Raw genomic sequence first — 16,183 nt, forward strand, 5'->3', positions numbered from 1 at the left:
CAATTTGAACACCTCCACTATCAACCTGCCCAGGCAGAGGCATCTTCTGCTTCGGATGCGCTTTCAGCTGCTTGGCGGATTGACGTTCGCGATCCTGGTCCCCGCGATGGTCCGAATGTCGTTCGATCAACAAGTAATCTGGTCAACGAACATGCAAGCTACGATTCTTGCTGCCTTCATGGCTCACACGTCGGGTTACCTGCTTTACAAGCGCATCGGCAATTTTCCGGGTGTGGCGGCAGCTGGTTACATCCTGCCCACCTTCGCCCTGACTTATGGCCTCGTATTCATGGCCATCTTCTTTTTCAGGTTCGACTATAGCCGCTTCCAGGCCGCGGCGAGTCTCTTTCAGTCGACATTGTGGTATTTTGGTTTGAGCTTGGCCACGCGTCGGCTCGACCCATACCGGCTGGCAGTAATCCCCGGTGGAGATGTCGATAGGCTGCAAAGCATACCAGGCGTTAGTTGGCACCGGATTCAGTCGCCCGAGACGATTGTCGAACATGCCAGCGGTGTGGTGGCCGATCTTCGAGCCGATCTTTCGGATGAATGGGAGCGGTATATTGCCGATCGCGCGCTCTCGGGAACGCCGGTCTACCATGTCAAACAAATCAGCGAATCGCTTACAGGCCGAGTGGAAATACAACACCTTTCCGAAAATACCTTGGGATCTCTGAACCCTAACCAGGCATATTTAAAGATCAAACAGGCGGCTGACTGGATTGCGGCACTAGTTATTCTGGTGGGTTTTTCGCCATTGCTCTTGTTCGTGGCGGCAGCGATAAAATTTGACTCAGCTGGTCCGGCCTTGTTCAGGCAAGAGAGAATGGGTTACAGAGGAAAGATCTACGAAGTTTACAAATTTCGGACAATGAAACTCGGCGCCCCGGTTGGCGATGAAAAGGAAGAGGCCATCACAAAGGCCGGCGATGCGCGCATCACGCGCCTTGGGCAGTTCTTGAGAAAATCCAGGATCGATGAATTGCCGCAGGCCTTCAACATCCTGCGTGGCGAGATGAGCTGGATCGGACCGCGCCCGGAAGCACTCGTACTCTCCAAGTGGTACGAGGCCGAGCTGCCATTCTATCGATACCGCCACATCGTTCGGCCCGGCATTACCGGATGGGCGCAAGTCAACCAAGGCCACGTCGCGGCCGTCGACGATGTCCTGGAAAAACTTCACTACGACTTCTACTACATCAAGAATTTCTCCCCTTGGCTCGACGTTCTGATTGTGTTTCGCACCATCCGAACGATGCTGACAGGTTTTGGTGCTCGATAAAAGCTTGCAAGCGGCTCCGAAATTGCAGTCTGATTGCTGCAATTTGATATGTGCTAATGGCATCGGGCGGAAAGGGAGGCGCCCATGGTGCTCCAGATAAATACCCTTGCTGTCGAGAAACCGCGGTCCGTGGTTTTGTGGAGCTTAGCATCGCGAGGTGCATCGAGGTTAAGGATTGTCGGCAGACCAACCAAACATCGATTCGCAATCTACCAACTGCTGGACGAGGTGGACCGTAGATACCTCCAACCGGACCTATCCTACCCGAGAGTCCCTCGAAAACGGGATGCGACGTGTTGCAGAAATCGACCGCATCACTCGGCACGATGGGGAGAAGGACGTGCAGCTTGCCCCAAGGATTGGCGGGTTTGAGTGCAAGGATCGACGTTAGACAAGAATCACTTCTATTTGATGCGAAGTAGAATTGCTAGTAGATCGGGCATGCGATTACCGAGTCCACAAACGTAGGCAGGAGACAGAATGAACTTAGAGTCCAAAAAAATTGCCATCATCGGGCTAGGTTACGTTGGCCTGCCGTTGGCAATCGCCTTTGCTGCGACAAAAGATGTGGTCGGATTCGATATTAGCCAGGCTAGGGTGGATTCCCTCAGGCGTGGAGAAGACCACACGCTCGAAGCTAGTCGTGAAGAAATCAGGTTGGCGTCGCGGCTGAAATTTACGACGAACAAAGATGACCTGCGCGACTGCGGAATTTTCATTGTAACAGTTCCCACGCCGATCGACAAAGCTAACCGCCCTGATCTCAGGCCGTTGGTTAGTGCATCAACGATGGTTGGTGAGGTCATCTCTCGCGGGGCAGTCGTCATCTTTGAGTCAACTGTTTATCCCGGTTGCACGGAAGAGGTGTGTGCACCGCTTATCGAGAAACACTCCAGCCTGAGCTACAATGTAGACTTCTTTTTGGGATATAGCCCCGAGCGCATCAATCCGGGCGACCACGAGCATCGGCTGCAGACAATTGTGAAGGTCACCAGCGGGTCAACCCCAGAGGCCGCCAACGCCATTGATGCGTTATATGCGTCGATTGTATCTGCGGGCACGCATCGGACGAGCAGCATTGCTGTCGCAGAGGCGGCGAAGGTGATCGAGAACACACAAAGAGACCTCAACATAGCTCTGATGAACGAGCTCTCGCTGATCTTCGGCAAGCTTGGCATAGACACGTCAGAGGTCCTGCAAGCCGCCGGCACGAAGTGGAACTTTTTGCGGTTCACACCCGGCCTCGTCGGGGGGCACTGTATTGGCGTAGACCCTTACTATCTCACCCATAAGGCGCAAGAACTCGGCTATCATCCAGAGGTCATACTCGCCGGCCGTCGAATCAACGACGGCATGGGAAAACACGCAGCGGACCAGACAGCCCGCCTGATGATGCGCAAAGGAATACCCGTCGTTGGTAGCCGAGTTCTTGTGATGGGCGCAGCCTTCAAGGAAAACTGCCCGGATTTGCGAAATTCCAAGGTTGCCGACTTGGTTGCACAATTGAAGGAGTATAACGCCCAAGTTGATCTCTGGGACCCTTGGGTCGATCCGCAGGAATGTGCTCGAGAACTCGGCGTGTTCAGTGTGAAGGACAAGCCCGCGGGGCCTTATGATGGCGTGATTGTGGCGGTGGGGCACAGGCAATTTCACGCGCTGGGTGCTGCCGGTCTACAAGCGCTTCGCAAGATCCCGGGTGTCATTTACGACATCAAGGGCTTGTTTCCCAAGGAAATCACGGATGGACGCTTCTGATGAAAATTTTGGTGACCGGCGCCGCTGGGTTTATTGGCTATCACGTATCGAAGCGTTTGCTGGAGCGCGGTGATGAAGTGGTCGGAATAGACAGTGTCAACAGCTACTACGACCCTGAAATCAAGGAAGCGAGATTGCGGTTGCTGGACGAAGCGAACCGCAGAACTAATTCTGGCTTTCATTTCATCCGCGGCAATCTGGCTGAAAAGGGCGTGGTGGATGCCTGCTTTGCTGCTCATGCATTTGATCGCGTGATCCATCTCGCTGCCCAGGCTGGGGTTCGCTACAGCCTGGAGAACCCTCATGCCTACGTGGAAAGCAACATTATCGCCTACACCAACATACTTGAGGCGTGCCGCGCCAGTCGTGTGGCTCATCTGACATATGCTAGTACCTCAAGCGTTTATGGGGCGAATACCAACATGCCTTTTTCCGAGCATCGCCCTGCCGACCATCCGCTGCAGTTCTATGCGGCGACAAAGCGTGCGAACGAACTGATGGCACACAGCTATAGCCACCTGTTCGGCCTGCCCACCACCGGGCTTCGCTTCTTCACCGTCTATGGTCCTTGGGGCCGCCCGGACATGGCGCTTTTCCTGTTCACCAAAAGTATCCTTGCCGGGGAGCCCATCAAATTGTTCAACAACGGCAATCATACACGCGACTTCACCTACGTCGAGGACATTGCTGAGGGCGTTATTCGTGCAAGCGACCAGCCTGCAGCTCCGAATGCGGACTGGAACTCAGCTGACCCGGACCCTGCAACCAGCAGTGCACCCTGGCGCATCTTCAACATAGGCAACAACAATCCCGTAAAGCTAACGGCATATGTCGAGGCTCTGGAGGAGGCGCTTGGCAGGAATGCGGCTGTCGAACTGCTGCCATTGCAGCTTGGCGACGTGCCAGACACCTATGCCGACGTCTCTGGCCTGATTGACGCGGTTGGCTACAAGCCTGACACACCTGTGACGCTTGGAGTTAGAAAATTTGTCGATTGGTATCTCGGATATTTCGGCGTTCAGTAGAACATCAAAGACGTATAATGATTGAATATGATGGGTCAGGAACTGGGCGACTAGATAGGCCAGTTCTGAGCGTCTGTATCCCGACGTTCAATCGGCGGGACGCAGTCACAGAACTGGTCCAGCGTCTATTGGAAGCAGAAAGCCGCCTGCAGGTGTGTGTACATGTCGATGGCTCAACCGACGGCACTTGCGAAGCCTTGCACGAGATCGCGTCGAGCGAAACGAGGCTGGTTGTCACACACAGCCAAAACAAAGGTAGGGCATCGGCGATGTTTTCAGCTATTCGCTCGGCTGCCGGCGAGTATGCCATGATTTTCGATGATGATGACGAATGTTTCACTAATAACTTGCCAAGGATCGTAGATCTGCTCGTGGGACCCGCGGCAAGGGAGGACAAGATCGCAGGATTTGTGTTTTCAATGGTGATCAGTGACGAGCGTGCTAACGCAAACTCGTTTCCGACCGCACGCTCAAATCTGATTAAAATCCGAGCCGACGAAAGGGTAGTCGGCGATAAAAAGGAGATCATCAAGACTCGGCTATTGAAATTGGCTGCGACGCCACCTGCCGGGAATTTCAGACGAGTTCCTACTTCGCTACTCTGGTCTAGAATAGCTTTGCAATACGATGTGAATTGCGTAAATATTGACATTGGACGGAAGAGGTATTTGGCGGATGGTATGTCAGCGAAAATTAGGCAGTTACAGAGGGAAAATCCCTATCCTATATTTTTGTTGAACTGCAACTACATAAGGGCCTTTTTCCTTGGTAGGTATTTCTCGAAGAAATTTTTATCGAAGGCGGTGATCTCAAGTGTGATTTTCCTTTCTCTAAGTGTTCCCGTTTTTCTTAGAAAATCCGTTTCGAGTTTCAGTTCATGATAAGAGAGAATCTGCGTAGGTTGGGAGAGTCTCTGGTCATTAGAGTAGTACCTGGGATAATAAACTTATACACACTATTTTATCTTGGACATGTTTTGCAACCAAATGATTATGGAATATTTAGCACGGTAATCGCAACCGTTTCGTTTATTTCGACCATGGTATTCGGGGTTGCAACCTATTCCATAATGCCCGCATCCGCTAAAATGAAAGTATATGGACTGGAACGGGAATACATATCTAGCGTACTGGTAGTGTTGTTTGGTTTGTCAGTACTTGTCGCCGTGAGCGCGATCATAACGGAAAGCTTTCGGTCTGGCAGTGTCGTTGCTATTTCCATCATAGCGACTTTTGGACTTCATACTGCTCTGCAAGAAATACTTAGATCTCAACTTCGCTTGTGGGCGTACGGCTGGTCTGCAATAGGGCAGGCTTTGACCTATCAGGCGCTAGTCATGTTTCTGGTTTCGGGGGACGCGAAAGTTCAGGCTGCCCTCGTTGCGTTCTCTGTGAGCTACTTCGTGGGAGCGATAATCTCTTTTTGGTTCGTGGGTCCCTTGGACCTGAGGCGCCCGCGGCTATCATATCTTGGAAGATCGCTCGTCACAGGTCATGCTTACGTCTTAAGCAATTTAGCCGAAAACGGATTGTTTGTAGGCCTTCGATACATTGTTATGATCCTTGGCTCCCATGACCAACTCGGAGTGTTCTCGTTCTGCGTTGATCTTGCCCAAAGGTCAGTTGGCTTTCTTATGAATGCAGCCAGTTTCGTGTTTGTGCCGAGAGCGTTTTCTCATGCCGCAGTTGGAGGCATTAGGGAGTTTAAGCGCGGATTGTTGACGGGAGCGGCTGTCGCAGCCGTTTTGGCCGCGGTATCGGCTGCGGGAATCGTCCTCTTGTTCTTCTCGGGCTATGGTGGAAAGTGGTTCGACAATTCATTTGACCCCCTAAGTTTTACAATATTATCGGCTGCTGTTCTGATAAATAGAACTAAAAAGGTTGTGATTGACCCATTTGCGCTTCGATCGCATAGCACGTTAAAGTTGACATACGCGTATGCAATCGGCGCGTCAGTATCTGGTCTTATCTCTGCTGTAGGTTTAGCATTATCTTTGCGGTACAGCGCGGAGGTGGCTTTTTTGACAGGCTATTTGTTGGCAGCGGCGTGCTCATTTGTTCTGCTGAAGAGCGCGATATTGGATGATGGTCGCGGCGAGATGACGAAGGCTACAAAGGGTCGTTCGGAGGGTGCAAGTTGAGTCAAGTGCAATGTACGGCTGATGGGAAACTCAGCATTGCGGTTTGAACTAATGGCTAGTTTAGCTTTTGCCGCAGCAAAGTTGAATCGATGGTGGAAAAGATAGATGTTACGCTGGTTTCTTCAGAAAAACGTAGCCATATCTGAGTATTGCGACCGGCTATTGCCGGAGCGCTTTCGCACTGATGGCAATCGGACGTTCGCGACCGAGATAGCCCCTCGGCTATTAACCCAGAATGCGCTGGTTTATGATTTGGGGGGAGGGGCGAGACCTTTTGTGAGCCTGTCAGACAAGCAAAGGCTAAACCTCACTGTCGTTGGGCTTGACCTCGAAGGTGGTGAACTCGCGAAGGCTCCCCAAGGGGCTTACGACGAGCGGATCGAGGCCGATCTCACGATCTTTTCTGGAAGAGGCGATGCTGACCTTGTTATTTGCCAGGCGACGCTTGAACACGTCAGAGATGGCACTGGAGCACTACGCGCTATTGCTAGCTGCGCTAAGCCAGGAGGTCTGATTGCGATTTTCTCGCCCTCGCGGAACGCAATTTTCGCCCGGTTGAACCGTGTTCTGCCTGAGAAGGTAAAACGCTGGTTGCTTTTCAATCTTTTTCCAAAAAAAAGTTTGGGACATGATGGATTTCCGGCCTTCTATGACAAATGTTTGCCCAGTGAGGTGGAAAGAATAGCCGCCCAGAATGGCTTAGAATTAGTCGAGCGCCGATTGTTTTGGACGAGCACATACTTTTATGCGTTCGTTCCTGCATTTTTCGCTTGGCGCGTTTGGCAGGGCGTTTCGGCCGTTTTTCTTGGCGCTGACGCTGCCGAGACCTATGCGTATGTTTTTCGGCGCATGCATTGATGCGGCCTCAGCGAAGGACGCTAGCCCGGCCAGGGTGCAAGAGGCGCGCGCTTGTCGCGCTTCCACTTGAGCTTACCGGCGGCGCCGAAACCATCATAAATCTAGTTGCTCACGAACTCGCGAGCCGCTCAGAGTGGGACGTGGAAATTGCCGTTTTGGGAAGGCAGTTGAAGCAGCATATTGCCGACCCTGATGGAAATGGTGTGCGGCTCAGCTACGGATACGGCGGCGGAAAAATTTTGAGCGAATTTTTCCTCGTCCCGCGATTAGTCCGGCACAAATATGATCTAGTCTTTTCGAGCCATACCAGAGTCAATTCTTTTTTGGCCGGCGCTCGAAGCGCTGGGGTTGTACGAACTAGCCGGCTTGTCGCACGAGAATCAACCGTTCTCTTGGACCGTTTTGCTGGCGTTCGCGGTCTAGCGTACAGGATGCTCTATTCCACTTATGGAAGCCAGGACATGATCGTGGCGCAGACAGGCTACATGAAGCGAAAATTGACTGATGTGCTGCCTCGGAAGGCCTTCGGAAAGTTGTCTATTGTCCCAAATCCGGTAGACGCCGACTTTATTGGAAGGAAATCCGTAGACAAGCTGTCGGAGCAGGATACAAAAATATTTGCGGAACGTCCCCAGATAGTGTGGTGTGGGAGATTGATAGACGTAAAGCGCCCTAAGATGGCGATTGACGTCCTTGCAGAGTTAAAGAAAAGAAATGCGGGGGATTTTGGGTTAACAATGATCGGCGCGGGTCCAATGGATGCCGAGCTGCGAGTATACGCAAGAGAACAAGGTTTAGCCGCACGCGTAAATTTCGCCGGCCACAGAGACAATCCGTTTCCGTTATTTCGCGCAGCGAAAGCCGGTCTGCTTACATCAATAAGCGAGGGCTTTCCCAATGTTATCCTGGAAATGATGGCTTGTGGAGTTCCTGGTATAGTCACTACGCCATGCGCGGGAGATCTCCACTTGCTACCGGGAGTTGAGATTACGGGAGAGTTTGGTGCCGCCGAACTCGCAAGCGCGTTGATGCGGGTGATCGAAACGGGCGACCGATTCAGCCTCTATGGCAAAGCCCTAACTCTGCGTTCACCTAGGGCTTTTGTAGATCGGCTCTTGGGAGGAGATGGCCCCATATGAGCGAAGATCAATGTGTCTGAAATGCCAAAAGTAGTTCTTTCGGTGAACACCTCCTGGAATGTTGTTAACTTCAGGAGTGGGTTGATCAAGGCGTTGCGCTCCCGTGGATATGAAGTCTCTGTGGTTGCGCCAAAGGATGATCATTCAGCAAAAGTGACGGATCTCGGGTGCCGCTACATTGCGATTGAGATGGATAATGCTGGGATGTCACCGTTCCGAGATCTTCATCTGGCTTGGAGCTACTGGCGTATCATCCGGCAAGAACGACCGAATGTTTTTATAGGGTTCACAATAAAGCCGAATATATTTGGCTCCGTGTCGGCACACCTAAGTGGTGTTCCAGTAATAAACAATATTTCAGGACTTGGAACTGCGTTCGTGCGCGGCGGGTTCCTACGGAAGCTTGTTCAATCGATGTATCGTTGTGCACTGTATCGCTCAAAATGGATATTTTTTCAGAACGATGACGACCGAGTGCTATTTGTCGACGAGGGAATCGTTCGGGAAGAGCAGACGTTGCTGTTGCCCGGTTCTGGGGTAAACTTGGACCATTTCTCTCCTTCTGTGGATGAGACCCCCCGATTAAATGGAGTCGTGTTCATTCTTGTAGCGCGGCTGCTTTGGGACAAGGGAGTCGGAGAGTTTGTTGAAGCAGCCCGGCTTGTTCGCGAAAAAGTGCCGACAACACGCTTCCAGCTGCTGGGCTTTCTGGATGTGGAAAACAGGACTGCGGTGCCGCGCAATAGAATTGAGCAATGGGTTGATGAAGGGCTAGTTGAATTTTTGGGTTCAACCGACGATGTCCGCCCGTTTTTGCAAGCGGCCGATTGTGTCGTTTTGCCGTCCTACCGTGAGGGCACACCGCGTTCACTCCTGGAAGGCGGCGCCATGGCGAAGCCTCTTATTGCGACTAACGTGCCTGGTTGCAAAGAGGTGGTTGATCATGCCGAAAATGGGTTTCTTTGCAGGCCAAGAGATGCTGAGGATCTCGCAAGTAAGATGATTGAATTTGCGGCAATGGATTATCAATCGCGAATTAGCATGGGGCAGAAGAGCAGGAGAAAAATAGAAAAGCAATTCTCAGAGGCGATAGTAATAGAGAAATATTTGAGCGCGATACAGCAAATTATAAAAGCAGCAGACAGCTAGGGTGGAGACCGACAAATTGGCCAGACAGGCTGATACTGCCGAAACAACCGCCTCGGCAAGCGTTACGTTACTTCCGCCATTCTGCAGGCCCATTGTCGAGATATAACCCGTCACTGGCGCTGGATCCCGACATGCGATCACCGTTCTGCTCTTGTTGCGCGATCGCGATATCAGTGGTTGCTGCGCAGGCGGTTGCGCCGCCGGTAGGCTGCTTCCCATGAATGCCGTTCGATTGCGCGAGAAACTTGAGAACCCGGCACTGGCCGTCGCAAGCCGATCGCAACCAGCATAGGCAGGCTGGCAATCGCGCCCCCATAGCGGATCCCCTCCTGTCCGGGGCCGGCTGCAATAGTCGAGGATGTCTGTGGCCTCGCCGACGTCCTTTTGTGATGTCTTTTTGACCAGCTCAGTATTCGATTTGATCAGCTTCAGTATTCGATGAAGTCCAGCGTCACCCTAAGGCCCTCCAGCATCAGGCCTGCACCCTTGTGATTTGAGTTCAAGGCGACTACATCGCCCGGATCCAAGTAGCAGCCGGCATCGGCCGATGTGATGCCAGCATCACGACAGATGAATGCGGCGAATCCTTCCGTCTTTGTATCAACGGTGGCGATGTTGATGGGTGACCCGTGTCGATGACGCGTCAGCCAGAGATTTCGATAGTTCGCTCCATCGGCTGTCACTCCCGTCACGACCAAATAGCTGCCACGTGTAATCAATGTCCGGCGTCGCGCTACAAATAGGCCCTTACTGACGGTTCCCTTGGCAGCAAGGTCGCCGACCTCCACGTCCACATGCTCACCGTGGATGAATTTTGGGGCGTCGCCTCCCAGGATGATGGTTCCTCCGACTCGGTTTTTCCTACCCCACAGGACGGAGTAGGGGCTGTCGAGATAACGCCACAGCAGTGGCCCATTGATGGGTCGCCAGACAACGCTCCCATCGAGGATTCTTTCATCAGTTCCGGTAGGGCCGCCGGACAACCCTGAAACGCCAGCTGTCATGCAGACATAGTAACGATCTTGGTTTCTGCAGAGGCCGTCGAGCAAATACTTGCTGCCGCCGGCCCACACAGGAATAGATTCGCTGCCGTCGTCAGGAATGGCCGTCCCGATTCCAGACGGTCCGCCAGACGACCCCGACATACCGTCGACGGTTGAAAGATAGAAACGGCCATTATTACAGACAACTGAGTTCCTTTTGTAGAGGGTCTGCCTTTTCCAATCCGAAACGGCCGTACTATCACCAATTATCAAGACATCCCCTTCGATCTCGCAGTTATCTATGACGCAGCTGCCAGCTCGCGTGTGCAGTGACGTGAGAACCAGATCGGGATCTGTGCCGCCCAGTGTGTTGTTGCCACGAGTGATGAGGCCGTCGACGACAGCACGAGACGGGGCAGATATCTTCAGGGCTCCACGTTGGGCACCTTCGATCCTCAACTTGTCTATGTGGACATCGAGGTTGGAAAAGCCAATCTGATCGGCGTTGGCCCCAGCCGAGCGCATGTCGACGGCCGAGAATCCAGGTGCGGAAACTACTGATCGTAAAGTGATGTTCTTGAAAACAAGGCCTGATCCTTCGCGAACGAAGATAAACCCAGTGTCCTCTAAGCATATATTCTCAAGAGTTATATCGCTGACCGGATCAGAACCCGCGTGATTTCCTGCCGCCCAATCCCATCCGATGTATATAGAAGGGTTGTTAACTCCATCGCCGATTTCGCTTCCCGTGATGTTGCTTACAACTATACGCTTTCCGACCTGAAAATTCCTTACCGGCGAATTATCGAGATATTCACCGTATGTGTCTGGTGTCGTTGTTTTATAGTTTATGGTAATGATGTTGCCGACGTTGTTTACCGAAAAATCGCCAATCGATGCGTCAATCTGATCATTGAGGTCTATACACTGTTGCCTGCGCGTTGTTCCTTGAAAGACGCCACTGCGAATGACCACCCGTTTTGTGGGTCCATCCAAGTCGATAGCTTCGGAGAAATCGTTAAATACGAAGTCCGTGATTACGATGTTTTCGCAATACCGAAGATTGAACCCCCCTGTCATTGTATCATGGCGATGACCGGTTACCTGAATGTTCCGGCTGTTCTGAATATGGGCGAAATACCCGCTCCGATTCCCTCTAGAATGTCCGATCGTGTCCAAAAACCGCAAACCGTCGATGCCGACGCCATATAGGAAGCGTTGGTTTGAATTAGGTGGGGAAGCGGCGTTTGCCGGGTCGAAGGCGATGTCTTTGAATGTCACATTCTTGATTGTTCCAACGGTCAAGTTCTTGTCCGTAGCGAAAACTGGCTGAACATCGGAGACTGCTACTCCAGGCCTGTTGACACCGTGGAAAATCACTCCGTTCCCGGAAATCGTAAAATTGCTCTGGATTAACGCGATCGCTCTGTAAACTTGGTTTGGAAGATTGCTAAGCGTAAACGGCGATTCGGATCCGGGCACCATTTGGTAAACCCCAGCTGGCAAGGAAAGGCCTCCAAGCGCCATGTCGAGCTCTAGCTGAATCGCCGGTGCGTCATTTGCCATTTTGAATTTCCGGGACCGTTTTCGTCTGGAGCCAATCAGAGCAAAAATCGACTTTTGTTGGGCAGCTGCCTGAGACACCCAGAAGCGATGCAGCGTCGTTAACCCTGCGCCAAACTATTTTCTAAACTCACCTTGAAAAGCACGACCTACCTTCAAGGCTGAAGGACCTCTTCGACGTGAGGTGCGAGAAATTCCGAACGATGATAAAGTCTATCATAATTTCGGTCGTGACCACCGGTACGTTTCGAAATGCCCAACACCGTAATATGTTACAACGATTCTTCGCCCTTAGTCGGGCTGCCATCGTTTCAAAGGCGGTCTGGCGTTTGGCATAGGGCCTAGAGCCGTGCGTAAGCGGAGGAGATTTTGTCGTTCAGGAAGATAGGCTTGCTTTCGCTACTCGCATTGGTATTTGGCGTCAGCTTTCTCAGCATAATTTTGATACAAAAGAACGAACCGAATGCGCCGGTGCTTTAGGCCGAGCGCGTCATTTGATGTGTTTAGTGGTAAGCTTACGATTCCGACAATCGACGATCTCAGGGTCGGCAGCCGTAAGATTCTCCTGTGCGGTGTAGCGTTTGCGAAGCCGCAGGCCATACGCGCCATGGTGACCGAGGTCGCGCGACGGGACTACCAAGGGCTCGCCCTGACCTGCAAGCCAGTCGGCAAGGGGACGCCTTGCGACGGTAATGTCGCCTCAAAGTTCGGTGATGCATTCGTTGTGCAATACCTCACGTCCGATGGCGCGGATTTGGCCGCCAAGCTTGCCGAGAATGGCATCTTGTGCGGACAGCCGGCGCAGGCAGTTCGACCTACAAATCTTGCTAGCAGGTTCATAGTTCTCGCCAACTGCCTGTCATAAAACGAAAGACAGAATGTGCGATAGCAGGCATCGAGGCGATGGCGCTCAAACGCCACGAAATAAACTTGCTCTGCACCTCATAAACGCCGGGTTCGTTCCGATTCTTACCCATCCTGAGCGGCTGACATGGATCAAGGCAAATTACGACGTTGTTGAGAAATTGAATGCAGTGGGTTGCCTGCCTGCGCGAGCACCTCGTCGACGACATCATCGTCGGCGCCGCTCTCCGGCGGCCGCGCCCTGCAGGTCCTAAAGGAACTGCCTGGGCCTGTCCTCTCCAGTTGCTAAGGCTATAGACTGCCGCCATTGCCGAGAGATGGCGGTTTCGATATGTGGGTACGTTGGGAATGCACAGATTGAGCATCGAGAGGCTTCCATCTTGAGCGACCGACCATCGGAATGGAATAAGTATCTCCTCGGATCGGTTCTGTTTATATCGCTGCTGATCGGCGGTGGCACTTGGAGCGGCCTTTACACGGACACGCTAATTGAGGTCGCGGCAATTGTCTCGGCTGCGGCAGTCTTTTCACCGGCCTCTGGCCATAGAATCCCCCACTATGTTCTGTGGCTGCTTATCTTCGCTGTGGCGTTGATCGTTTTGCAGATCGTCCCACTGCCGGCGGCCATATTCAACGGGTTGCGGCCGGAACTGCTGCTTGGAGATCCTTGGATCGGAGAAAATCGTTTTCGCTTCGTCAGCGTTGGGGTGGGCCGCACAGTCGAATGTCTGCTCTATTTTGTGTCCGCATCCGCATTTTTTCTAGCCGTATTGCGTTTGCGCGCCGAGCAGGTCGCCGCGCTTCTTCCTTTTTTCTTCATGGGTGTTATCTGCCACGGCTTGGCGGGAGCGATTCAATATTCGCTTTCCACTGACATCGCCATTGTCGGGCTCTTGCCTTTTACGATTAACGCGGGGCTTTTTGCCAACGCGAACCACTTTTCTGCGTTGCTTTTCGTTTCGATTCCCTTCGTCGTCTACTACGGCCTGTTCCGCGGGCATCTGTGGTCTGGATCCATCGGCCTTGTCGCGATTTTGCTGCTGCTCTTGGCAGCCGGTTCCCGAGCCGGTGCTCTGATCGGATTGGCGATCACGGTGTTGTCGGTCATCTTCCTTTCAGCCCGCTCAAGGGCGAGTGGATTTAGCGTGCTCCTGGCTCTTGTTGGACTCTCGATTTACACGCTAGGCGCCTGGACCAAGATAAGTACACAGGTGCTCGATCCGGCCTTCGGGCGAGGAGAACTCGCCCGAACCACCATCGAGGGGATCAAGGACAATTGGGCGACGGGTGTCGGGTTCGGGAATTTTCAAAAGGCCTACCAGATATACGAACGAGAGAGCATGCTTTTCCAGCAATACGTGAATCATGCCCATAATGACTACCTTGAAATAGCCTTCGAGGGCGGAGTTCCTGTTGTCCTGCTTTTGGCAGGCTATTTTGCTTTGCTTTTCTCTGCATTGGTTAGGATTCGCCGAGACCCGCTCCAGAAAGCAGCGATCCTCTCGGTAACTTTTCTTCTCATTCATTCGCTGGTCGATTATCCGCTGCGAACCGCGGCATTGGCGATAACCTTTGCCTATCTGAACGCTGTTATCTTCCACACAGGATTTGCAGCCCGTTTGGCCCAGAAGAGTGAATTCGATCATAACGGCGAAAAATTGCTTGTTCCCGCCGGAACGCCTTCCTAGTCCTGCGTTTCTTTGGTTCGAATCATATCAAGGCGGGCTCGGCGAGTTTGTAGGACCAGGTGTGGATAGCGGGATGGCGATTGACCTCGTCGATTCCAGCCATGATGCGCTGTTAGAGTTCATGTTTCGAGGTCACCCGGATATGGCGCAGCACCGAGCAGGCGAACCTGCGATCCCGGTGCTTGTCGAGCGCCTGGCGGCAAATGACGGCCTCAAGGGCACGCTCGTCTCGATCGACGTCATCGCCACTAATGCCGCCATTGCTACAACCGGCGCCGACTACCTGCTCGCCGTCAAGGCCAACCAGCCGGCGCGCAGAGCCGACATTGAGGGCTATTTCGTCGAAGCTCCCGCCGATTGCCTCGACAGCTTCGTTGATCTCGACAGGGTGCCATGGCCGCATCAAGCAGCGCGCCGTCACCGTCTCCCGCGAGCTGGCTGGGTCCAAGGCCAGCGCCGCTTTCCCGGCGAACTGCGCCTGCCAGGCGCAACAACCATCGTGCGCGTCAGCTCGCGCACCGGGCTGAAGGACAAAGCCGCTTCGACACGCGGTACGTTATCGCCTCCGCCGAGCCGAACGGGCCGCTCATGCCGTGCGCCGCCATTGGAGAACGCTCTGCACTGGGCCCTCGACCGCGTCGTCTTCAACGACGACCAGTCGCGCCTCAGAAAAGGCCACGGCGCCCTGGCCATCGTGCGCCATTTCGCCCTCAACTTGTCAGAGCCGCCGGCTACAAGCGCTCAATCAAACTCAGGTGCAAAAAGGCCGGCTGGAGCACCGACGCGCAATCCTCGGCGACTTACGTCGTTAACCTCGATTCGGAACCCTACAAGTGGGCCGGGGTGTTTCCCATGTTACCGACGCAATCCTGAGCGACCGGGCTGGTCCTTCAGCGGCCGCGAGCAGATTGCGGCCCATTCATGTGACAGCGCCGCAGGTCTTTCTGCAGCCGCAGCTCTATTCCCTCAGCCTTCGCGCCACCAGCCGCGCCACGCTCGGTCCGACCCGCAGCACGACGAGGGAGCGGGCCGATTGCAGCGCCATGACGAAGGAGATGCTGTGCGGCGGCGGCGATGATGGCGAGTCCGCCGGGGCTGGTCGCCAGATAGGCGGTCAGCGGATCGAGCACATGGCTGATCATGAAGCCGAGGCCGCCGCAGAAGGCGATGAGGATGCTGATCGGGCCGACGATCTGCGGCAGCGCACGCGTTCGCCTTGCGTCGCGATCCTTCGCGCCCCCCTCTGTCCTGCCGGACATCTCCCCCACTTGGGGGGAGATCGGCCGTCATCCCGGCTTTCGCCAACCTCTGGTGGCGTGGGCGGGACGCTGAAGCTGCCAATCTCCCTCCTGGTGGGGGAGGTGCCAAGTCTTGGCAAAGAGGGCAGGACAGAGGGGGGCGCTGCCCAGGGCGCTGTCCCGCCAGCCTATCCCGCCTCAGCCAACCCAAACCCACCAACAGGATGCGTTTCCACCTGGAACTCAAACCCGGCGATGATCGGCCGCGCCCTGGCAATCGCCGCCTGGACTTCCGGCAATTGCAGCGAAGCCTTGTGGCTCGCCTGGTCGGTCCATACCTCGGTCACCCAGATCGCGTCGGCATCGGCCGGATCGGTGGCGATGATATAACTCAGGCAGCCCGGCATGGCGCCGGTGCTGGCAAGCAGGACATCCATCATGGCGTCGCGCTGGCCGCGCGTCGCCCGCATCTTGCCGATCAGACCGTACATTGCCGGTT

Annotated in this window: 11 protein-coding genes and 2 pseudogenes; 10 read left to right on the forward strand and 3 right to left on the reverse strand. The window is 53.8% G+C overall.

Translation table 11 applies throughout. The annotated features are described in order from the left end of the window. Nucleotides 1-4: 4 nt before the first annotated feature. The 8 genes from AC0L3D_RS05200 (at nucleotide 5) to AC0L3D_RS05235 (ending at nucleotide 9,348) form a co-directional block, all read left to right on the forward strand. Complete coding sequence (locus tag AC0L3D_RS05200) at nucleotides 5-1,282, forward strand: sugar transferase (RefSeq protein ID WP_473643339.1); 1,278 nt, start codon at nucleotides 5-7, stop codon at nucleotides 1,280-1,282. A 480-nt stretch (nucleotides 1,283-1,762) separates the two neighbouring features. Continuing rightward, complete coding sequence (locus AC0L3D_RS05205; protein WP_473643341.1) at nucleotides 1,763-3,037, forward strand: nucleotide sugar dehydrogenase; 1,275 nt, start codon at nucleotides 1,763-1,765, stop codon at nucleotides 3,035-3,037. Next, on the forward strand, nucleotides 3,037-4,062 hold the full coding sequence (locus tag AC0L3D_RS05210) for an NAD-dependent epimerase (RefSeq protein WP_473643343.1): 1,026 nt from the start codon (nucleotides 3,037-3,039) through the stop codon (nucleotides 4,060-4,062). The genes AC0L3D_RS05205 and AC0L3D_RS05210 overlap by 1 nt, the downstream gene beginning before the upstream one ends. A 17-nt stretch (nucleotides 4,063-4,079) precedes the next feature. Then, complete coding sequence (locus AC0L3D_RS05215; RefSeq protein ID WP_473643345.1) at nucleotides 4,080-4,943, forward strand: glycosyltransferase family 2 protein; 864 nt, start codon at nucleotides 4,080-4,082, stop codon at nucleotides 4,941-4,943. Further along, a complete protein-coding gene (locus tag AC0L3D_RS05220) occupies nucleotides 4,940-6,202 on the forward strand; it encodes a polysaccharide biosynthesis protein (protein ID WP_473643347.1) in 1,263 nt (420 codons plus the stop codon). Before AC0L3D_RS05215 ends, AC0L3D_RS05220 begins: the two co-directional genes overlap by 4 nt. Nucleotides 6,203-6,307: 105 nt before the next feature. Next, nucleotides 6,308-7,060, forward strand: coding sequence for a class I SAM-dependent methyltransferase (locus AC0L3D_RS05225; RefSeq protein WP_473643349.1), 753 nt, complete (start codon nucleotides 6,308-6,310; stop codon nucleotides 7,058-7,060). Further along, nucleotides 7,060-8,199, forward strand: coding sequence for a glycosyltransferase (locus tag AC0L3D_RS05230; RefSeq protein WP_473643384.1), 1,140 nt, complete (start codon nucleotides 7,060-7,062; stop codon nucleotides 8,197-8,199). The genes AC0L3D_RS05225 and AC0L3D_RS05230 overlap by 1 nt, the downstream gene beginning before the upstream one ends. A 21-nt stretch (nucleotides 8,200-8,220) precedes the next feature. Next, nucleotides 8,221-9,348, forward strand: coding sequence for a glycosyltransferase family 4 protein (locus AC0L3D_RS05235; protein WP_473643386.1), 1,128 nt, complete (start codon nucleotides 8,221-8,223; stop codon nucleotides 9,346-9,348). Between the two features lie 428 nt (nucleotides 9,349-9,776). Here the strand turns inward: AC0L3D_RS05235 and AC0L3D_RS05240 are convergent, their stop codons facing one another. After that, the gene (locus tag AC0L3D_RS05240; protein ID WP_473643351.1) at nucleotides 9,777-11,897 is read right to left on the reverse strand and encodes a hypothetical protein; all 2,121 of its coding nucleotides are present in this window, start codon (nucleotides 11,895-11,897) and stop codon (nucleotides 9,777-9,779) included. Between the two features lie 1,241 nt (nucleotides 11,898-13,138). Between AC0L3D_RS05240 and AC0L3D_RS05245 the strand changes: the two genes are divergently transcribed. Next, nucleotides 13,139-14,446, forward strand: coding sequence for an O-antigen ligase family protein (locus AC0L3D_RS05245; protein WP_473643353.1), 1,308 nt, complete (start codon nucleotides 13,139-13,141; stop codon nucleotides 14,444-14,446). Nucleotides 14,447-14,615: 169 nt separating this feature from the next. Next, nucleotides 14,616-14,930 (forward strand): annotated as a pseudogene (locus AC0L3D_RS05250) (ISAs1 family transposase); the annotation flags it as partial. A gap of 474 nt (nucleotides 14,931-15,404) precedes the next feature. Here AC0L3D_RS05250 and AC0L3D_RS05255 read toward each other — a convergent pair. After that, nucleotides 15,405-15,657, reverse strand: a pseudogene (locus tag AC0L3D_RS05255) (AbrB family transcriptional regulator); the annotation flags it as partial. A gap of 215 nt (nucleotides 15,658-15,872) precedes the next feature. Then, complete coding sequence (locus tag AC0L3D_RS05260; protein ID WP_287204069.1) at nucleotides 15,873-16,175, reverse strand: putative quinol monooxygenase; 303 nt, start codon at nucleotides 16,173-16,175, stop codon at nucleotides 15,873-15,875. Nucleotides 16,176-16,183 lie beyond the last annotated feature (8 nt).

It is taken from the genome of Mesorhizobium sp. WSM4837 (assembly GCF_055811435.1).